Consider the following 18,251-nt stretch of genomic DNA (forward strand, 5'->3'; position numbering starts at 1 on the left):
CGGTGCCGCCGCGCGCCGAATTCGGCCCGATGAGCCCCAGCTCAGGGACCATGGGCCCTGTTCGGCCGCAGGTCGGGCGGGGCACCATCGACCTCATGGACCGAGACGACCGGGTGGAGACCCTGAGCGAGGCCGAGTGCCTGCGCCTGCTCGGCGCCGTGCCGCTGGGGCGTGTGGTGTACACCGAGCACGCGCTGCCGGCGGTGCTGCCGGTGGCGTTCCGGCTGGCCGCGGACGGGCGGCTGATCCTGGCGCTGCGCACCGGCACGCGGGTGGCGCGGGCGCTGGACGGGACGGTGGCGGCGTTCCAGGTGGACGATTTCGACCCGGCGGGCCGCTGCGGCTGGAGCGTGCTGGTGCACGGGCGGGCCGAGGTGGTGCGCGACGCCCAGGAGCGGGCCTCGCTGGAGGAGGACGGCCTGCGTCCGTGGATCCCGGAGCCGGGCCCGGAGTACGTGGCGATCACCCCGGAGCTGGTCTCCGGCCGCCGCCTGATGCCCGACGCCTCGCTCTGACCCCCCGTTCCGCCGCCGGACGCCGCGTTCCACCGCCGGACGCCGCGTTCCGACGGGACGCCGCTGACAGGTGACCGGCGAGTAGGCATACTCTGCGGGGCGGCCCGCCGGGCCGTCCCCTGCCCCGTCGCACCTGTGGAGCGCCCCGTGACGACCTTCGCCTCGCTCGCCGACCTGACCGCCGCGGTCGGTACCGAACTCGGTACCAGCCAGTGGCACACCGTCGACCAGGAGCGGGTGAACCTGTTCGCCGAGGCGACCGGCGACCACCAGTGGATCCACGTCGACCCGGAGCGCGCCAAGGACTCGCCGTTCGGCGGGACGATCGCGCACGGCTACCTGACGCTGTCGCTGCTGCCGGTGCTGGCGAAGGAGTGCTACGACGTGGCGGGCATCGCGATGGCCCTCAACTACGGCTCGGACAAGGTCCGTTTCCCGGCCCCGCTGCCGGTGGGCACGCCGGTGCGGGCGACGGCGGTGCTGCTGTCGGCCGACGAGGTGCCGGGCGGGGTGCAGGCGGTGGTCCGCTTCACCATCTCCAGCGAGACGAGCGCCAAGCCGCACTGCGTCGCCGAGGCCATCACCCGCTTCTACCCGGCCGCCGATCCGGCCGCCTGACCTCCGCCTCCTCCGCACGGACCGTCCCGGGTTTCCGGGGCGGTCCGTTCGCGTTGGTTCGAACGGCGCGCCGCGAGCCCGTTCGACTGATCTTGGACATTTGGCAGGTAATGTCCGGGTTTGAAATGCGCTGTCCGTGCCGGGAGCCCCCTGGCTGTTCGGACGGCGCCGTCCGGCCTGCCGTCGACCCGCGCGGGGCGCTCCCCGCGTCCCGCGGTCCCGGCGCGCCGCCGTTCGGGCGTTCGACCGTGGAGGTGCCTTGTCCCGTCCTGTCTCCTGGCTGTTCCGCGCCGGTGAGTTGGCCGCCGAGGCCGGGCTCGCGCTGCGCGACGCGAAGCGCTCGTACCGGACGCTGCCGCGGGAGAGCTGGCACCGGATGCGCACCGACGCGTTCGGCGCCGACCCGCGCGGCGGCCGCTGGAACAAGGTGCGCAACTCGCCTCATTTCGTGGACGGTTCGTTCCGCAACCCGGTGCCGACCCGCCCCCTCGCGTACGGGTACACCCCGCTGGCGCTGATGCGCACCCGGCTGGCCGCGGACGGCGACCGCCGCTCCCCCTCCGCCGCGGTGCCCGTGCACCGGCTGCTGCCGGTCGAGTTGGCCGCCCCGCCCGAGTCCGGGCTGCGGCTGACCTGGCTCGGGCACGCCACCGTGCTGGCCGAACTGGACGGCGTGCGGGTGCTGTTCGACCCGGTGTGGAGCGAGCGCGTCTCGCCGTTCGGCTGGATCGGCCCGAAGCGGCTGCACCCGGTGCCGCTGCCGCTGGCCGAACTCGGGCCGGTGGACGTGGTGGTGATCTCCCACGACCACTACGACCACCTGGATATGGCCACCGTCCGCACGCTGGCCGCCGGCGACGCGGTGTTCGCGGTGCCGCTGGGCATCGGCGCGCACCTGGAGCACTGGGGCGTCGAGCCGTACCGGATCGTCGACCTCGACTGGTGGGAGTCCGTCGAACTCGACGGCCTGCGGCTGACGGCCACCCCCGCCCGCCACTACTGCTCGCGCGGGCCTCGGCCCACCGGCAAGTTCCTCTGGTCGTCCTGGGTGGTCGAGGGCAGCCGCCACCGGCTGTTCCACAGCGGCGACACCGGCTGGTTCCCGGGCTTCACCGACATCGGCCGCCGCTTCGGGGGGTTCGACGCCACCATGATGCAGGTCGGCGCGTACTCCGAGCACTGGCCGGAGGTCCACCTGACGCCCGAGGAGGCCGTGCAGGCCCACCGCGACCTGGGCGGGAAGGTGATGCTCCCGATGCACTGGGGCACCTTCGACCTCGCCCCGCACCCGTGGGAGGAGCCCGCCGAACGGACGGTCGCCGCCGCGAACGCGGCCGGCGTCACGCTCGCGATGCCCCGTCCCGGCAAGCCCTTCGAGCCGGCCGACCCGCCGCCCGTCAAACTCTGGTGGCGCGCCGTCGCGGCCACCCCCGCCGGGGCGGACGTCCTCGTCCCCGAGGCGCTCAACCCGCCCACCACCGCCGTCCCCGACACCCCCGCCGCCCTCACCGGCGCCCCGCCCCGCCCGGACGCCCCGCTGGCCGCGGCCCGACCGGACGCCGCCGCCGGGCCCGAGGTCGCCGGGCCGGGCACCGAGCCGGGCGCCGCCGGGCCGAACGTCGCCGCCCCGGCCGAGCGGTCACCCGGCCAGGACGGCGAAGTCCCGCAGCTCTGACGGCCGTCAGTGCCGCAGTGCGCCCTCCACCAGGGCCACTGCGGCCCGCGGGTCCTCCACCTCGACGATCACCCGGGCGTAGCGTTCGTCGGCGAGTTCGATCACCACGGCCTTCGCCGGGTTCTTCACGTCCCAGAACACCAGCTCGCCGTGGCGGCGGAACCGGCCGGCGGTGATCAGCCCGGGCCACTGGGTGCCGCCCACCCTGATCCCCTTGGGCTCCGAGGCGACGCCCGGATCGGCGGTCGCGCCGCGGACGTTGGCCAGCGGTATCTCGATCCGGCTCTTGATCGCCCAGAGCTTGTCCAGGCCCTCGATCTCCACGACCAGCGTTCCGTTGTCGACAGTCAGTCGAGCCATGTCGGTGAACCCTCCCTAGTGCTTGTGTGTGTGACGGCCGGTCAGCCGGCCAGCCGGGCGGCCAGTGCGAGCACGGCCGGCGCGGACGTCTCGGGGCCGAACGCCCGGTCGCGCAGCCGCAGTCCGAGGACGCTCGCACCGAGCGCCTCGACCAGCGGGCTGCCGACGGGCTCCCGGAGCACCGTCGCGAGCGCCCGCTCCAGTGCGCCCACCGCCTCGGCGACCAGCGCCGCGACGTCCGGATCGGTCGCCGCCTGCCCGACCGCCGCGGACAGCAGCAGCCCGCCCGACGTCCCGCCGTCGAACCCGGCCGCCGCCTGCGCGAGCGCCTCGGCCGGCCCGCTGGTGACGGTCAGCGCCGCCACGGTCGGCAGCACCTCGTCGTCCAAGTGGTGCCGCAGCGCGGCGAGATACAGCCCCCGCTTGCTGCCGAACACCTTGTACAGACTGCCCCGGTGCACCCCGAGGCCCTGCACCAGATCATCGACCGACGTCCCGTCGTACCCCCGCTCCGCGAACAGCGCAGCGGCAGCCCGAACGGCCTCGGCCTCGTCGAAGGCGCGTGGTCTTCCCATGACCACGACCCTACGGATTCGAGAACGACCAGTCAAGAACGACCGTTCCAAAACCCCGTCGCCACACTCCCGGACGATGCCCCGCCCGCCGCCGGCGCCGGTGGCGACCGCCGCCGACAGCCGACGTGACCCGTTCCACACCCGCCCGATACTGCAACGTGTTCTAGCATGTGGCGCGTGACCGCATCCGCCTCCCTGCCGCCGACTACCGCCCCTGTCCTGCCCTCCTTCGGCGAGCTGCTCGCCATCGAGGAGCTGGACGAGAACCTGTTCCGTGGCGTCTGTCACGCGGGTGCGCCGCTGCGGGCGTTCGGCGGGCAGGTGGCGGCGCAGGCGCTGACCTCGGCGGGCCGGACGGTGCAGGAGGCCCGGCGGGTGCACAGCCTGCACGGCTACTTCCTGCGGCCGGGCGATCCGCGCCGGCCGATCGTCTACCAGGTGGATCGGGCCCGGGACGGGAATTCGTACGCGACCCGGCGGGTGACGGCGGTCCAGCGCGGCGAGGTGATCTTCACCATGTCGGCGTCGTTCAAGCGCCCGGAGTCCTCGGGCGACCGCCAGCGCACCATGCCGCCGGTGCCGGGCCCGGAGGAGCTGCCGGACCCGTACGTCGCCTGGCAGCGCGACGCCCCGGAGGAGTACCGGCAGTCGGCGATCTTCCGCGCCCTGCGGATGCGTTTCGTCCCGGCCGACGCCCCGGGCCTTCCGCCCGAACTGCCGGGCGTCCCGCAGCAGTTCGTCTGGCTGAGGACGGACGCCCGGCTGCCGGCGGACGACCCGCTGCTGCAGGTGTGCGCGCTGACCTACCTCTCCGACCTGACGTTGGCCTCGACCACCGCGCTGCACCTTCAGCCGCACCGGGTGCACCGGGTGGCGGAGTCGCGGGTGGCGCTGGCCTCGCTGGACCACGCGATGTGGTTCCACCGCCCGTTCCGCGCCGACGAGTGGCTGCTGTTCGCGCAGCGCAGCCCGTCCGCGTCGGACGGCCGGGGGCTGGCGATGGGCGAGTTCTACGACCGGGACGGGGCGCTGGTGGCGTCGGCGGTGCAGGAGACGCTGCTGCGCGAGCTGCGGCCGAAACTGCCGGCCGCGCCGAAGTCGCCCTGAGCACACCGTTCGTGACCGTCACTGACCGGTGACCTGTCGCGTCATACCGCGGCGCGGGGCTGCCCCGTATCATGGTTCGGGTGACCAAGGTTGACCTGTCACCTCGTCCGGTGGAGGCGATGTCCCCCCGTCAGCTCGAACGCCGCGGCTCCCTCCTGTCCGCCGCCCTGGCTCTGGTGACCGAGATCGGCGTGGAGCGGCTCCAGATGAAGCAGGTGTCGGAGCGTTCGGGAGTGGCCCTGGGTACCGCCTACCGGTACTTCTCCTCCAAGGATCATCTGCTGGCCGCGGCGATGGCGGACTGGCACCGACTGCTGCTCGCCGATCTGGTGGGCGAGGTGGGGGCGGGGCGCAGTGCCTCGCCGACCGAGCGGGCGGTGCGGTTCGTGCGCCGGGGCATGCGGGCGTACCAGCGGCAGCCCGAACTGGCCCGGCTGCGGGTGGCGGTGGCGACGTCCACCGACCCGTTCGCCAGCGAGGCCCTCCAGGGGCTGGCGCGGGCGGACCGGGCGGCGCTGGGCGCGGTGCTGCCGGAGGTGCCGTCGGCGTCCGGGGAGTTGGTGCGGCACATGGTGGGGCACGCCTGGCAGGGCGAGTTGACGGCCTGGGTGACCGGCCGGTCCACCCTGGACGACGCCCGCACCCGGCTGGAGGAGATGGTCCGGCTGGTGCTGGGCCCGTACGAGCCGCCGGCGCCGATGCCCTGACGCCCGGCCGGCTCTCGGCGTGCCGCCTACCCCGAAACCGGCAGGTGTGGACATAGTGCCTCATATGTCCACACCTTCGGAGCCTTCGACCGACCGTCAGCCCGCGTCGCCGGACGCCTTCCCGTTGGACCGGGTGGTGTTCGGCGTCGGCGCGGTCGCCGTGCTGGCGGTGGTCGCCTGGGGGGTGTTCGCGGAGGACTCGTTGAGTCGGACGTCGGGCACCGCGCTGTCCTGGGTGCTGCACTCCTTCGGCTGGCTGTTCGTGGTCGCCGCGGACGTGTTCCTGGTGCTGGCGGTGGTGCTCGCGGTGAGCCGGTTCGGCCGGATTCCGCTCGGCCGGGACGGCGAGGAGCCGGAGTTCTCCACGCTGGCCTGGGTGGCGATGATGTTCAGCGCCGGCATGGGCATCGGCCTGCTGTTCTACGGCGTCGGCGAGCCCCTCCAGCTGTACGCGCAGCCGCAGCCCGGCTCGGACATCGCGCCGCAGACCCCGGCGGCGGCGCAGCGGGCACTGGAGTTCTCGCTGTTCCACTGGACGCTGCACCCGTGGGCGATCTACGCGGTGGGCGGTCTGGCGCTGGCGTACACGACGTTCCGCAAGGGCCGGGGCAACCGGATGTCGGAGGCGTTCGTGCCGCTGCTCGGCGAGCGCCGGGCGCACGGCTGGGCGGGCCGGGTGATCGACCTGCTGGCGGTGTTCGCGACGGTGTTCGGTTCGGCGACCAGCCTGGGCCTGGGCGCGATCCAGGTGGCGGGCGGTCTCGGGTACGTGACGGACGTCCGGGCCACCCAGGGCGTGGAGCTGGTGGTGATCGCGGCGCTCGGCGGCGCGTTCGTGCTGTCCGCGATGTCGGGGGTGCACCGGGGCGTGAAGTGGCTGTCCACGGCCAGCGTGCTGCTGGCGGCGGCGCTGATGGCGTTCGTCTTCGTGGTCGGCCCGACGGTGTTCGTGCTGGACGCGCTGCCGTCCACGGTCGGCGGCTACCTCTCCGACCTGGCGGTGCTGGCCACCCAGACCGGGGCGTTCACCAACGAGGACTGGCTGGGCTCCTGGACGATCTTCTACTGGGCGTGGTGGCTGTCCTGGGCGCCGTTCGTCGGCACGTTCATCGCCCGGATCTCGCGCGGCCGGACGGTGCGCCAGTTCCTGATCGGCGTGCTGCTGGTGCCCAGCGGGGCGACCACGGTCTGGTTCGTGGTGATGGGCGCCTCGGCGATCCGGCTGCAGTCCACCGGCGCGGCCGACCTGGTCGCGACCATTCCGCAGGGCGCGGACGCCGGGCTGTTCGAGATGCTGAAGGCGCTGCCGCTGGGCTCGCTGACCAGCGTGATCGCGGTGCTGCTGGTGATGCTGTACTTCATCACCTCGGCGGACTCCGCCTCGCTGGTGCTGGGTTCGCTCTCCTCGGGCGGCGCACTGCACCCGCGGACCTGGCTGGTGGTGGTGTGGGGCGCGCTGATGGCGGCGGTCGCGGCGGCGCTGCTGCTGGCGGGCGGGCTGACGGCGCTGCAGAACGCCACCATCCTGGTCGCGCTGCCGTTCGTCCTGGTGATGCTGGCGCTGTGCGTGGCCCTGGTCCGCGAACTGCGCGCCGACCCGGCGGCCGGGCCGTCCCGCATGCACCCGACGCACGGGCTGCGGGACGCGGTCGGCACGGCGGTCGGCGAGGAGTACCCCGAGCGGTCTCGCCCGCAGGAGTGAAACGGGCCCGCCGCCACGGCCCGCCCCGACGGGCCGGTCCCCGTGCGGCGACTGGGCGGGACGGCAACTCGCCCGCCTTTGCCAAGAGTTCGTCATGGTCGAGGCCGCCCCGGGACGGTGGCAGGCTGATCCGGGTCGGTCTCCACGCCGCACGGCGGCCGGGCGGCCGTCATCCGCCCGCGCCCGCCGGGAGCCGCCCCGACGGCCCGTCACCACGCCGCACCCGTACGCGTCCCGCCCGAGGACGCGCCGCCGCCGGCACGCGCCCCGCCCCCGCCCGAAAGCCCGTCCGCCCGAAAGCCCGTCCCCTCATGCGCCCGCTCTGCACCGCCCTCGACCGCGCCCTGCGGCGCCGTCTCGCCGCCGCCACCCTCGCCGCCTGCCTGCTGGGCGCGGTGCTGCCGGGGGCGGCGGGGGAGATCCGGCACTGCCGGGCGGCGGGGGTGACGGTGCCGATGCTGATGCTGGTCGCGGCGATGTTCATCGGCGGGTTCGAGACCCGGGCGGCGGACGTCGGGCGGGCGCTGCTGCGGCCGGGGCTGCTGCTGACCGGCCTGGGGGTGGCGCTGGTGCTGCGGGCGGTGGTGCTGCTCGGCGCGGAGCGGGCCGCCGCCGGGTGCTGGCCGGACGCCCGGGAGGCGCGCTGGCTGGTGGTGGGGCTGGCGCTGACCGCCGCGATGCCGGTGGCCGGCGCCGCGCAGACCTGGGGCGCCCGGGTCGGCGGGGACGCGCCGCTGGGCCTCGGCCTGGTCCTCACCACGACGCTGCTCAGCCCGCTCACCACCCCGCTCGGACTCGCCCTCGCCGAGGAACCGGAGAGCGGCGGCCCGCGCCGGGTGCTGGACACGCTCGCCCACTCCGACGCCACCTGCCGGTTCATGGCGCTGTGGGTGGCGCTGCCCTGCCTGGCGGGCCTGCTGGCCCGCCGCGTCACCCGCCGCCCGCTGCGCGGCCGGCTGCGCGCCGCGCTGCTCCCCCGGCTCCGGCTGCTGGGCCTGCTGAACGCGCTCGCCCTGACGTACCTGAACGCGGCGGGCGTGGCCCGGGAGATCGTGCTGCGGCCCGAGCCGCGGCTGGTCGTGGTGGCCGCCGGGTGCGGGGCGCTGGTCTGCGCGGGGCCGTTCCTGGCGGGCTGGCTGGCCACCCGCCGCTCCCCCGCCGCGCCGGCCGCCCGCACCACGCTCACCCTCGCCTCCGGCCTGAACAACACCAGCGCGGCGGCCGCCCTGGCCGGCTCCCAGTTCGGCGGGCACCCGGCGGTGCTGCTGCCGATCTTCTTCTACGGCGCGGCCCAGCAGGTGCTGGCCTCGTTCCTGCCGCGTCTGCTGCGCACACCCACGACTGCCCGTCCGACCTGCGGCGATCCGGCGGTGAAGGTTCCGACGCCGAGATCCCTTCCGGATTTCACCCGCGTTTCGTGACCGCGTAACGCCGCTCTGTCAGGCTCCCTGCCATGAACGCCCGCACTGCCTCGGCCTTCCCGCTGCCCAAGCGGCACCGCCGACTGCTCGCCTGCGCCGCCGTCGCGGCCTCCGTCGTCCTCGGTTCGTTCGGCGTCGCCGCCACCGTGGAGACCGTCGGCCATCGGACGCCCGCGGTGAGCGCCGCGCAGCGCTGACGCTGCTCCGAACGAGTGGTGGGCTCCCGGGCCGCATCCGATACTGAGGGTGACCGGCCCGAAGGGAGCCCCGCCATGGAGACCGGCACCGTCCGCTGGTTCGACACCCGCCACGCCTACGGCTACATCGCCCCGGACGACGGCGGCCCCGACGTCGCCGTCTACTACGACTCCGTCCTGGCCCCCGAGGACGACCGTTTCCTCCACCAGGGCCAGCGCGTCCAGTACGACAGCACCGTCCAGGAGTTCCGCCCGGTCGCCGAACACGTCCGCCCGCTCACGCTCTGACCGCGTGTCACCGCCGGGCGTCCGCGCTCACACCGCCTGGCGGTCCCTGCCCCGGGGGCGGGAGTGGCGGCCGGAGCCCGGGGCGGGCTGGAGTTCGGCGCGGGGGGCGTAGCGGGCGGCGGGGGCGCGCAGCAGCCAGTTCCGGCCGGCCGGGGCGGCGAGCCCCATGCGGTGGAGCAGGTCGAGCGCGTCGCGGCGGAACGCGGCGAGGTCGGCGAGGTAGCCGGCGTCCCATCCGGCGCTCATGCCGTAGTCGTCGGTGATGTCGCCGAGGGTGCCGTCGATGAGGGCGTCGGGGATCAGCACGGCGGGCGGGGCGCTCTCGGTGTCGACGGGGCGGAGGTCCTCGACCAGGCGTTCGGCGAGGAGCAGCGCGGCCTGGGCGAGGGTGCCGGTGCCGGGGAGGGCGAGGTCGGTGAGTTCGTCGGCGGGGTCGAGCAGGGCGATGCCTTCGGCGCGGATCTCGGCGGTGAGGCCGAGCACGTCGGCGAATCGTTCCGTCTCTGCGGGGGCGGCCTCGCGCAGGTGGTCGCGCTCGGCGGGCGCGAGGTCGTCGAGGAGCACCACGGGGGTTTCGGCGAGCAGCCGGCGGACGGTCGATTCGGGCCCGGCGGGCGGCAGTTCGGGTGCGGTGAGCAGGTCGGCGGCGAGTTCGGGGGTCGGCTGCCACCGGTCGAGCACGGCCCGTACGGCGTCGGGCACGGCGTCCGGCTGTGCGCCGCGGCCGATCTCGCCGAGCGCGCGGACGAGGGCGGCGTATCCGGCGGGGTCGAGGCCGGGCAGGCCGCGGCCGGGGAGGGCGGCCTTGTGCAGGCGGGCGTGGGCGGGGCCGAGGGTGAGCCGGTAGCCGAGCAGGGTGTGGAAGCGTTCGGCGAGGGTGGCGGCGTGACGGCGGATCAGCGGGAGGGACGCGCCGTGCGGGCCGTCGGCAGTGACCAGCGGGTGGGTGAGCAGCAGCCGGGCGGCGATGCGCAGTTCGGTGGTGGGGCGTTCGGGTTTGCGGTGCCGGCCGCCGCCGGTGGGGCGGGGGGCGGGCAGTGCGGGGCCTTCGCGCCGTATCCGGCGGTAGTCGAGGGGCCGGAACAGCGGGGAGGTGGTGTGGTGGACGCTCGGTCCGTGCCACCAGCTGGTGCCGGGTGCGGGTTCGGCCTGCTGGGGTGCGCCGCCGAGGTGTCGGGCGCCGTACGCGCCGAACACGGCGGAGGCCAGCAGGTCCGCCCCGGCCGGCTCGGCGGCGGCGAACCTCCCGGCCAATTCCCGTACGGAATCGGCGAGTTCGCTTCCGGTACCGGCGTCCGCCGGGTACGGCCGGGTGGCGGCCGCGAGGCGTGTCGCCCCGCCCGTGCGTCCGATCCCCGTGCCGCCGGTGGCCGTTCGGGCGCCGGCGGCTGCTTCCTGCCGCTCCATGTCGCCCCCAAGCCTAGACGCCGAACCGGACTGTACGCGCCGGTAACTACCTCTTCCGCACGCCGCCCGGGTCCCTTATGGTTCCGGGCATGCCTCACCTGCCCGATGTCGTGCTGTGGTCGATACCGGCCTTTGTGCTGCTCACCGTTCTGGAGATCGCCTCCTACCGGTTCCACCCCGACGACGACGAGCAGGGCTATGCCGCGAAGGACACCGCGGCCAGCCTGTCGATGGGTCTGGGGTCGCTGCTGTTCGACGCCGGGTGGAAGATCCCGATCGTGGCGATCTACTCGTTCCTGTACGAGTTGACGCCGCTTCGGGCGCCGGTGCTGTGGTGGACGGTGCCGCTGATGCTGCTCGCCTACGACTTCTTCTACTACTGGTCGCACCGCGGCCACCACGTGATCCGCGTGCTGTGGGCCTGCCACGTGGTGCACCACTCCAGCCGCCACTACAACCTGTCGACGGCGCTGCGCCAGCCCTGGACGTCCGTCACCGGCTGGGTGTTCTACGTGCCGATGATCCTGGCGGGCGTGCACCCGGCGGCGGTGGCGTTCTGCAGCTCGGTGAACCTGGTGTACCAGTTCTGGATCCACACCGAGCGGATCGGGAAGCTGCCCCGGCCGATCGAGTACCTGTTCAACACGCCGTCGCACCACCGGGTGCACCACGCCTCGCAGGGCGGCTACCTGGACCGCAACTTCGGCGGCGTCCTGATCGTCTTCGACCGCTGGTTCGGCTCCTTCGCGGCCGAGGCCGCGCAGCCGGTGTACGGACTGACCAAGAACATATCGACCTACAATCCGTTGAAGGTCGCCACCCACGAGTACGCGGCGATCGCCCGGGACGTCGCGCGTGCCACCAGCTGGGGAGACCGGCTGCGCCACCTGGCGAAGGGCCCGGGCTGGCAGCCCGCGCCGCGTACCGAGACCCCTGCCGCCTCACCGGAGAGTGCCCCCGCATGAGCCCCGCCCGTGACCCGCGCACCGCGCGGGCCCTGCTGATCGCCTTCGCCGCCGCCTCGGCCGCGCACCTGCTGGGGATCGTCCTCCAGCTGCACCCGCTGCACTACGCCACCAAGCCGCTGCTGATGCCGCTGCTGGCCGCCTGGGTGTGGGCGTCGGCACGGCCCGCGACGCCCAAACTGCTGATCCCGGCGCTGCTGTTCGGCGCGGGCGGCGACATCCTGCTGGAGATCGGCGGCACCGGCGGGTTCCTGGCCGGCATGGGCTCGTTCGCGGTCGGCCACGCCTGCTACGTGACGATGTTCGTGAAGCTCGGCGCGCTCGCCGACCGCCGCCGCACCGCGCTCCTCGCGGTCGGCTACGCGGTGGTCTGGGCGACGCTGATCACCCTGCTGCTGCCCGACCTGGACGCCGGCATGCGGATCCCGATGGCCTGCTACAGCCTGCTGCTGGCCGCCACCGCGCTGACCTCGTCCCGGATCGACTGGCGGGCGGGCGTGGGCGGTGCGCTGTTCCTGCTGTCCGACACGCTGATCGCCACCGACATCGCGCACTGGAAGCACCTGCCGATGCACAGCTTCCTGATCATGCTGACCTACCTCGTCGGCCAGTACCTGCTGACCATCGGCACCCTGCGGCGCACCGACTCCCCCGCCCCGCAGCCCGCCGTGGCGCCGGCGGTCTGACGCACGCGGAAGAGGGCGGCCCCACCGTGACGGTGGGTGCCGCCCTCCGTGCTCTCCGGGGGACGCGGAGCCTGCCGGGTACGGTGGGCGCGTACCGGCGGGCCGCTCAGGGCGTCCGGCCGGTGGCCGACCCGCGGCGGCGCAGCAGCCAGAACCCGGCCACCCCCGCCGTCACCAGCGCGGCCCCGGCGGCCAGCCGCCCGGCGTCCATGCCGACCGATCCGCCGACCCCGGTCTCCACCCCGCCGTGCGGAAGCCTGCTGCCCTCCCACTCGCCGCCGGTGCCGCCGTTTCCGGACGTGCTGCCGCTGCCGGCCGCGGCGCCGCTGACGGCGACCGCGCCGACGAACGTGTCGCCGTTCGGGCACTTGCCGTCGATGCCCCAGGACGACTCGCCGGCGCTGCCGCGCTTGACGGCGGCGTCGACCATCTCCTTCGCGGAGATGACGGTCGCGGTGCCGGAGTACTTGCCGTCGGGGCCGACGCTGAGCGTGGTCGAGCCGCCGGCGAAGACCGGCGAGGTCGCGGTCAGGGACTTCGTCGAACTGCCGGCGCAGTTCACGCTGACCGCGACGGACTGGCCGGGCTGCGCCTGCGCCGGGCTGACCCAGGCGGGCTGGCTGCCCTTGGCGGACGCGGGGCCGGCCAGGGCGAGCAGTGCGGTGGTGCCGAGCAGTGCGGTGGTGCCGAGCAGAGCGGCGGCGGTGCGCGTTCGGCGCATGCCGTACCTCCAGGGGGGTCGGGCGGGGGCGGCGGCGCGTGTCCGTGCCGCTACTCCTGGTCACCGACCACGCTAGGCAGCGCCGCCGGGCCCGGCGACACCTCAAGGGCCGTTCGGGCGGAGGATGCTCCGAACCCGAACGGCCCCTTCGGCGGGCGGTCACTCGTTGCGGGCGGTCTCCGGTCCGGTGATCCGCCGCAGCAGCGGCAGGGTCGCCCCGATGATCGCCAGCGCGGCGGTCAGGCCGGCGCCCACCGTCACGTAGTAGCCGACGCCCAGCGCGTGCAGCGAGTACTGCAGCTGCGAGCGAAGGAACAGGTCGGCGGCGAGCAGTCCGACCGCGACCGCGACCGCCGCCATCGCCAGCAGCGGCACCACCGACTCCATCGCCACCACCCGGCGCAGCGTGCCCAGTGACACGCCGGTCAGGCGCAGCAGGCTGAACGGCCGCTTGCGTTCGCTCAGCGATCCGGCCAGGCTCACCGCCAGGCTGCAGCCTGCGATCGGGAAGGTCGCGAGGATCACCGCGTCGGCCAGCTGCTGGTAGGCGTGCGTCTCGGCGCCGGCCATCTTCCACGCCTCGGCGAGCGTCACGGCCTGCCGGGGCGCCGGGTAGGCGGTGTCCACCATGGTGCGGGCCTGTTCGACGGCGGCGGTCGAGCCGTCGGTGTCGACGACCACGTTCAGCACCCCGAGCCCGGCCAGCTGCTCGACGGTGTACGGCGCGGTCGGCCACTGGGTGGCGGTCTCGTCGGCCCAGCCGTACCAGGGGGACGGCACGTAGGCGGTCTGCGCGCCGGGCGCGCAGTGGCCGTACAGCACGACGGCGTTCAGCGGGCGGCAGTCCACCACCTGCCGGGCGGTGTTGTCGCCGTCGGCGGAGTGCACGGGCACGGCCTCGTCGGCGGGGTGGGACAGCAGGACGGTCCGGACGCCCGGCACGTTCTGCAGCCGCTCGATCAGCTCGGGCGGGGCGGGGCGGCCCTGGCTGTTGGGCCGGTGGTCCTGGTCGTAGCCGTTGCTGAGGTCGTTGACCATCAGGTGGTTGAACTGCGGGCCGCCGTGCGGGTGGTCGCGTTCCTGGCTGATGGTGGTGATGACGCCCAGCGTCGCGGTCATCACCAGCAGCGCCAGCACCAGTCCGCTGACGGCGCGGAACCCGGCGGTCGGGTTGTCGGCCAGCCGGCGCACCGCGATCAGGGTGGCCGGGCGCTGGGTGCGCCGGGCGATCAGGTTCGCGCCGACCATGGTCAGCCACGGGCCGGACAGCACCAGGCCCAGGGCGATCAGCAGGAACGAGGAGAGGTAGCCCTTGACCTGCCCGGGCACCGACCCCGGGTGCCAGATCAGGAACGCGACCAGCTCCACCAGGCCCGCCACCAGCGGCGCCGCCCGCCACGCCCGCGGCGGCTTCGGCGTCACCCGGCGGCTCACCCCGAGCGGCGAGATCTGCACCCGGCGCAGCGCGATCCGGGCGGCGACGGCGGCGGCCAGCGGGACGCCCAGCGCCACCGCGAGGATCTGCAGGGGCGTCAGGGAGAGGTCGGAGAGGAAGAACGGACTGCCGGTCAGCCGGGCCTTCGCGACGGTGCCGCGCAGCGCCAGGAACGGCAGGACGCCGAGCGCCACCCCGGCCGCGGCGGCGACCGTCGCCTCCACGGCGGAGACGATCGACACCTGCCGGGGCGTCGCGCCGACCAGTCGCATCGCGGCGAAACGCTGCTCGCGGCGGGCGGCGTTCAGGCGGGTCGCGGTGCCGATCAGGATCAGCACCGGGAAGACCAGGGCGCCCGTCACCACCGTCAGGATCAGGTCCACGCCGTTGGACTTGATGCCCACCACGCACTCGCCGCACCTGTCGGGCGACTCGGTGGCGATCCGGTCCACCAGCGCGGCGCCGCGCATCCCCTGCATCTCCTGCGGGGTCCGGCCGACCAGGGCGATCAGGCTGTCGGGCGCGGGCAGCGCCTCCGGCCCGATGATGCCGATCCGGTGCCCCGGGAAGCGGTCCCCGAGCTGTGCGGACGGCATCTCGTCCACCAGCCGCGCCAGCGCGGGCGACAGGTAGTACTCCCCTGCCGCGGGCATCCGCGCCACCCCGGGCGGGACCGCGGCCCGGGGCCCGGTCGTCGCCACGTCGACCCGCCCGAGCTCCCGCCCGAGCACGGTGTCCCGCCTGGTCGACCACCACATCGGATCGACCGCACCCGCCCCGCCGGAGGCGGAACTCCCCGCCGCCGCGGAGCCGGCGTCGGCCCCCGGGCCTCCCGAACTCCCCGCGCCCGCCCCGCCGGAGGCGGAACTCCCCGCCGCGGCGGAGCCGGCGTCGGCCCCAGAACTCCCCGTCCCCACACCGCCGGAGGCGGAACTCGTCGTCCCGTCGCCGGAACCCCCCGCTGCCTCCCGATCGGCGGGGAGCCGGTTGACGAACGACGTGTTGAGCCACGCGTTGCGCCCGTTCTGGGCGTGCACGCCGTTGATCGCGGCGAGCGTGGTGAACAGCAGTCCGACGCCGATGGCGACGGCTCCGGCGGTGATGGCCAGCCGGACGATCGCTTCGCGGCCGCCGCTGACGGCCAGTCGCAGTCCGAGCCGGATCATGAGGTCGGCCGTCCGCTCATCGAGGTGGCGCGGCCGTCGCGGACGATCGCCTCGCGGTCGGCGTAGGCGGCGATCCGGGCCTCGTGGGTGACCAGCACGACGGTGGTGCCCTGGTCGCGGGCGCAGCCGACCATCAGGTCCATGACCTGTTCGCCGGTCAGGGAGTCGAGCGCGCCGGTGGGTTCGTCGGCGAACAGGACGCGCGGTTCGGCGACCAGTCCGCGGGCGAGGGCGACGCGCTGGGCCTGGCCGCCGGAGAGTTCGCCGGAGCGGCGGGCCTCCAGGCCGTCCAGGCCGAGCTTCGGGAACCAGCCGCGGGCGCGCTGGAGTGCCGCGGCCCGGCGTTGTCCGCTCAGCAGCAGCGGCAGGGCGACGTTCTCCTCGGCCGTCAGTTCCGGTACCAGCTGGCCGAATTGGAAGACGAAGCCGAAGCTGTCGCGGCGCAGCGCGCTGCGTTCCTGTTCGCCGAGGTTGTCGATCCGGCGGCCGTCGAAGCGGATCTCGCCGCTGTCGGGGGTGAGGATGCCGGCCAGGCAGTGCAGCAGGGTGGACTTGCCGGAGCCGCTGGGGCCCATGATGGCGAGGATCTCGCCTGCTTCGACGGCGAGTTCGGCGCCGCGCAGGGCGGGGGTCTCGCCGAAGGCGAGGGTGACGTCGCGGGCGTGGATCAGGGGTTCGGTCATCGCTTGGCCACCTCCGCGGCGAGGGCGTCGAGTCGGGCGGCGGTCAGGTCGATCCAGCGCAGGTCGGACTCCAGGTGGAACAGTCCGTGGTCGGCGAGGAGGGCGTCGACCAGGCTGCCGGAGCGCTTGATCTCGGTGAGTTCGCGCATCCGCCGCAGGTGGGCGGAGCGCTGGGTGTCGAGGTAGGTCTCGGCGTCGCGGCCGAGCATCAGGGCGAGCACGACCTTGCTGAACAGCACGGTCTGCAGGTGGGGTTCGGCGGCGACGGGTTCGCGCAGCCAGTCCTCGAACTCGGTGGCGCCGGTCTCGGTGATGACGTAGCGCTTGCGGTCGGGCCCGTCGCCGGCCTCGGGTTCTCCGACGACGACCTTGCCGTCCCGGGCGAGTCGTCCGAGGGTCGCGTACACCTGGCCGAAGGGCAGCGGTTTGCCGCGTCCGAAGAAGGCGTCGTAGTCCCGCTTGAGGTCGTAGCCGTGGCTGGGCTCGCGTTCGAGGAGCCCGAGCAGGGTGAGTGGAACGCTCATGATCGAGAGAGTACGCCGGAGGTGTACTTCACGTCTATACACTCGGAGAATACTGACGCAGAGATCTTCACCCCCTAGCCTTCACCTGCGGTTTCACGAACAAGGAGACGAAGCGGTGGAGTTCACGAAGATGCGCCCGGACGGGGCGTCGGTCGCCACGCAGCTCGGCGAACTGACGCTGCACCGGACGCGTTCGAGGACGTACACCGACACCACGGAGTCCTGGCGGGTGGAGCTCGACGGCCGCCCGCTGGCCGAGCTGCCCCGGTTCGGACAGCCCGGCTTCCACGCCGCCAAGCTGGCGCGCCGCGGCGTCACCGGCACCTTCGACGGCGCCGAGCTGCACATTCGCGCGCGCGGCCGGCACCTGCTGCGCTCCGGCCGTTTCGTGGAGTTCCGCGCGGGCGACCGCACCCTGCGCTTCGTCCGCCGCGGGCTGCTGCGCGCGGAACTCCTGGAGGACGGCCGGATCCTGGCCGGCTCCGACGGGCAGGTGTCGGCGGAGCCCGACCCGCTGCGGGTGTGCGCCGTCGCCCTGTACACCTGGGCCGAGTTGGACGACGTCAACGCCAACCCGGTGCTGTGGAACGTCATTTCCTCGGCCGTCGTCTCCCTGCTGTTCTGACGCCCCGGCTCAGAGGTCCAGGTCGACCACCACGGGCGCGTGGTCCGACGTCCCCTTGCCCTTGCGGGCCTCGCGGTCGACGTAGCTGTCCGAAACCGCGTCCGCGAACGGCTTGTTGGCGTAGGTGAGGTCGATCCGCATGCCGCGGTTCTTCGGGAACGCCAACTGCCGGTAGTCCCAGTAGGTGTAGGGGTGGTCGTACTTGAGCGGGCGGGGGATCACGTCCTGCAGGCCGACCTCCTGGAGGGCCGTCAGGGCGGCGCGCTCGGGGGCGGTGACGTGGGTGAGGCCCTCGAAGGCGGCGATGTCGAAGACGTCCGCGTCGGTGGGGGCGATGTTGTAGTCGCCGAGGACGGCGAACGGGCGCTCGCCGGCGGCGTCCTCGCGGACGGCGTCGCGGAGCGCGGCCAGCCACTCCAACTTGTAGCGGTAGTGGGCGTGGTCGACCTCGCGGCCGTTGGGCACGTACACCGACCAGACCCGGACGGGCCCGCAGGTCGCGCCGACGGCGCGCGGCTCGACCACCGGGAGCATCGCGTCCTCGGCGAGGAAGCCGGGCTGGCCGGGCAGGTCGCGGACCACGTCCTCCAGGCCGATCCGGGACAGCACGGCGACGCCGTTCCACCGCCCGGTGCCGTGCGCGGCGCTCTCGTAGCCGAGCTCCCCGATCGCCTCGGCCGGGAACGCCTCGGTGGTGCACTTGAGTTCCTGCAGGCACAGGACGTCCGGCTCGGCGGACTCCAGCCACTCCAGCAGCTTGGGCAGCCGGGCGGTGACGGAGTTGATGTTCCAGGTGGCGATGCGGACGGTCACGGCGGCCTTCCCTCGGCGGTACGGACGGACGGGGCTCCCGACACCGGGCCGGTCACCCCGT

Annotated in this window: 20 protein-coding genes; 12 read left to right on the forward strand and 8 right to left on the reverse strand. The window is 74.1% G+C overall.

What is annotated here, in order from left to right; all coding sequences use genetic code 11:
- The first annotated feature begins 95 nt into the window (after positions 1–95).
- The 3 genes from AMK19_RS06495 (at position 96) to AMK19_RS06505 (ending at position 2,808) form a co-directional block, all read left to right on the forward strand.
- Positions 96–515, forward strand: a complete 420-nt coding sequence (locus tag AMK19_RS06495) for a pyridoxamine 5'-phosphate oxidase family protein (protein ID WP_073809592.1) — start codon at positions 96–98, stop codon at positions 513–515.
- A gap of 147 nt (positions 516–662) precedes the next feature.
- Positions 663–1,133 (forward strand): MaoC family dehydratase, encoded by a 471-nt coding sequence (locus tag AMK19_RS06500; RefSeq protein WP_073808843.1) that lies wholly within the window; start codon positions 663–665, stop codon positions 1,131–1,133.
- Between the two features lie 259 nt (positions 1,134–1,392).
- Positions 1,393–2,808 (forward strand): MBL fold metallo-hydrolase, encoded by a 1,416-nt coding sequence (locus AMK19_RS06505; protein ID WP_073808845.1) that lies wholly within the window; start codon positions 1,393–1,395, stop codon positions 2,806–2,808.
- Between the two features lie 6 nt (positions 2,809–2,814).
- Here the strand turns inward: AMK19_RS06505 and AMK19_RS06510 are convergent, their stop codons facing one another.
- A complete protein-coding gene (locus tag AMK19_RS06510) occupies positions 2,815–3,168 on the reverse strand; it encodes a hypothetical protein (protein WP_073808846.1) in 354 nt (117 codons plus the stop codon).
- Between the two features lie 41 nt (positions 3,169–3,209).
- A complete protein-coding gene (locus AMK19_RS06515) occupies positions 3,210–3,743 on the reverse strand; it encodes a TetR/AcrR family transcriptional regulator (protein WP_083646539.1) in 534 nt (177 codons plus the stop codon).
- 168 nt (positions 3,744–3,911) lie between these two features.
- Here AMK19_RS06515 and AMK19_RS06520 point away from each other — a divergent pair, with 168 nt between their 5' ends.
- The 6 genes from AMK19_RS06520 (at position 3,912) to AMK19_RS06540 (ending at position 9,165) form a co-directional block, all read left to right on the forward strand.
- The gene (locus tag AMK19_RS06520) at positions 3,912–4,850 is read left to right on the forward strand and encodes an acyl-CoA thioesterase (RefSeq protein WP_073808849.1); all 939 of its coding nucleotides are present in this window, start codon (positions 3,912–3,914) and stop codon (positions 4,848–4,850) included.
- 80 nt (positions 4,851–4,930) lie between these two features.
- Entirely contained in the window at positions 4,931–5,557 is a 627-nt protein-coding gene (locus AMK19_RS06525) for a TetR/AcrR family transcriptional regulator (RefSeq protein WP_073808851.1), read from the forward strand.
- Positions 5,558–5,621: 64 nt separating this feature from the next.
- A complete protein-coding gene (locus AMK19_RS06530; RefSeq protein WP_073808852.1) occupies positions 5,622–7,259 on the forward strand; it encodes a BCCT family transporter in 1,638 nt (545 codons plus the stop codon).
- A 311-nt stretch (positions 7,260–7,570) separates the two neighbouring features.
- Positions 7,571–8,680 (forward strand): bile acid:sodium symporter, encoded by a 1,110-nt coding sequence (locus AMK19_RS06535; protein ID WP_073808854.1) that lies wholly within the window; start codon positions 7,571–7,573, stop codon positions 8,678–8,680.
- A gap of 32 nt (positions 8,681–8,712) precedes the next feature.
- Positions 8,713–8,877 (forward strand): hypothetical protein, encoded by a 165-nt coding sequence (locus AMK19_RS35875; RefSeq protein WP_158071873.1) that lies wholly within the window; start codon positions 8,713–8,715, stop codon positions 8,875–8,877.
- A gap of 75 nt (positions 8,878–8,952) precedes the next feature.
- Entirely contained in the window at positions 8,953–9,165 is a 213-nt protein-coding gene (locus AMK19_RS06540) for a cold-shock protein (protein WP_073808855.1), read from the forward strand.
- 27 nt (positions 9,166–9,192) lie between these two features.
- Here the strand turns inward: AMK19_RS06540 and AMK19_RS06545 are convergent, their stop codons facing one another.
- Entirely contained in the window at positions 9,193–10,572 is a 1,380-nt protein-coding gene (locus tag AMK19_RS06545; RefSeq protein WP_073808857.1) for a DUF2398 family protein, read from the reverse strand.
- 89 nt (positions 10,573–10,661) lie between these two features.
- On the opposite strand from AMK19_RS06545, the gene AMK19_RS06550 reads away from it, so the two are divergent.
- Both AMK19_RS06550 and AMK19_RS06555 read left to right on the forward strand, forming a co-directional pair.
- On the forward strand, positions 10,662–11,537 hold the full coding sequence (locus tag AMK19_RS06550; protein WP_073808858.1) for a sterol desaturase family protein: 876 nt from the start codon (positions 10,662–10,664) through the stop codon (positions 11,535–11,537).
- A complete protein-coding gene (locus AMK19_RS06555) occupies positions 11,534–12,223 on the forward strand; it encodes a lysoplasmalogenase (RefSeq protein WP_073808860.1) in 690 nt (229 codons plus the stop codon). Before AMK19_RS06550 ends, AMK19_RS06555 begins: the two co-directional genes overlap by 4 nt.
- Positions 12,224–12,329: 106 nt before the next feature.
- Here the strand turns inward: AMK19_RS06555 and AMK19_RS06560 are convergent, their stop codons facing one another.
- The 4 genes from AMK19_RS06560 to AMK19_RS06575 form a co-directional block, all read right to left on the reverse strand.
- Positions 12,330–12,944 carry a hypothetical protein gene (locus tag AMK19_RS06560; RefSeq protein WP_073808861.1) on the reverse strand — a complete coding sequence of 205 codons (615 nt, stop codon included), beginning with the start codon at positions 12,942–12,944 and terminating at the stop codon, positions 12,330–12,332.
- Positions 12,945–13,103: 159 nt separating this feature from the next.
- Complete coding sequence (locus tag AMK19_RS06565) at positions 13,104–15,545, reverse strand: FtsX-like permease family protein (protein WP_073808863.1); 2,442 nt, start codon at positions 15,543–15,545, stop codon at positions 13,104–13,106.
- Positions 15,542–16,228 (reverse strand): ABC transporter ATP-binding protein, encoded by a 687-nt coding sequence (locus AMK19_RS06570; protein ID WP_073808864.1) that lies wholly within the window; start codon positions 16,226–16,228, stop codon positions 15,542–15,544. Before AMK19_RS06570 ends, AMK19_RS06565 begins: the two co-directional genes overlap by 4 nt.
- Positions 16,225–16,752: a PadR family transcriptional regulator gene (locus AMK19_RS06575; protein WP_073808866.1), complete on the reverse strand. Its 528-nt coding sequence runs from the start codon at positions 16,750–16,752 to the stop codon at positions 16,225–16,227. The genes AMK19_RS06570 and AMK19_RS06575 overlap by 4 nt, the downstream gene beginning before the upstream one ends.
- A 115-nt stretch (positions 16,753–16,867) precedes the next feature.
- On the opposite strand from AMK19_RS06575, the gene AMK19_RS06580 reads away from it, so the two are divergent.
- Complete coding sequence (locus AMK19_RS06580) at positions 16,868–17,377, forward strand: hypothetical protein (RefSeq protein ID WP_073808867.1); 510 nt, start codon at positions 16,868–16,870, stop codon at positions 17,375–17,377.
- A 9-nt stretch (positions 17,378–17,386) separates the two neighbouring features.
- Here AMK19_RS06580 and AMK19_RS06585 read toward each other — a convergent pair whose 3' ends face one another.
- Positions 17,387–18,190 carry an exodeoxyribonuclease III gene (locus AMK19_RS06585; protein WP_073808868.1) on the reverse strand — a complete coding sequence of 268 codons (804 nt, stop codon included), beginning with the start codon at positions 18,188–18,190 and terminating at the stop codon, positions 17,387–17,389.
- Between the last annotated feature and the right edge of the window lie 61 nt (positions 18,191–18,251).

The sequence above is a fragment of the Kitasatospora sp. CB01950 genome (assembly GCF_001905465.1).
Classification (GTDB): domain Bacteria; phylum Actinomycetota; class Actinomycetes; order Streptomycetales; family Streptomycetaceae; genus Kitasatospora.

Coding starts and splice junctions, on each gene's coding strand:
- AMK19_RS06495 (WP_073809592.1), top strand. CDS start 96: ATGGACCGAGACGACCGGGTGGAGACCCTGAGCGAGGCCGAGTGCCTG.
- AMK19_RS06560 (WP_073808861.1), bottom strand. CDS start 12,944: ATGCGCCGAACGCGCACCGCCGCCGCTCTGCTCGGCACCACCGCACTG.
- AMK19_RS06545 (WP_073808857.1), bottom strand. CDS start 10,572: ATGGAGCGGCAGGAAGCAGCCGCCGGCGCCCGAACGGCCACCGGCGGC.
- AMK19_RS06565 (WP_073808863.1), bottom strand. CDS start 15,545: ATGATCCGGCTCGGACTGCGACTGGCCGTCAGCGGCGGCCGCGAAGCG.
- AMK19_RS06510 (WP_073808846.1), bottom strand. CDS start 3,168: ATGGCTCGACTGACTGTCGACAACGGAACGCTGGTCGTGGAGATCGAG.
- AMK19_RS06520 (WP_073808849.1), top strand. CDS start 3,912: ATGTGGCGCGTGACCGCATCCGCCTCCCTGCCGCCGACTACCGCCCCT.
- AMK19_RS06575 (WP_073808866.1), bottom strand. CDS start 16,752: ATGAGCGTTCCACTCACCCTGCTCGGGCTCCTCGAACGCGAGCCCAGC.
- AMK19_RS06540 (WP_073808855.1), top strand. CDS start 8,953: ATGGAGACCGGCACCGTCCGCTGGTTCGACACCCGCCACGCCTACGGC.
- AMK19_RS06550 (WP_073808858.1), top strand. CDS start 10,662: ATGCCTCACCTGCCCGATGTCGTGCTGTGGTCGATACCGGCCTTTGTG.
- AMK19_RS06515 (WP_083646539.1), bottom strand. CDS start 3,743: ATGGGAAGACCACGCGCCTTCGACGAGGCCGAGGCCGTTCGGGCTGCC.
- AMK19_RS06535 (WP_073808854.1), top strand. CDS start 7,571: ATGCGCCCGCTCTGCACCGCCCTCGACCGCGCCCTGCGGCGCCGTCTC.
- AMK19_RS06570 (WP_073808864.1), bottom strand. CDS start 16,228: ATGACCGAACCCCTGATCCACGCCCGCGACGTCACCCTCGCCTTCGGC.
- AMK19_RS06555 (WP_073808860.1), top strand. CDS start 11,534: ATGAGCCCCGCCCGTGACCCGCGCACCGCGCGGGCCCTGCTGATCGCC.
- AMK19_RS35875 (WP_158071873.1), top strand. CDS start 8,713: ATGAACGCCCGCACTGCCTCGGCCTTCCCGCTGCCCAAGCGGCACCGC.
- AMK19_RS06530 (WP_073808852.1), top strand. CDS start 5,622: ATGTCCACACCTTCGGAGCCTTCGACCGACCGTCAGCCCGCGTCGCCG.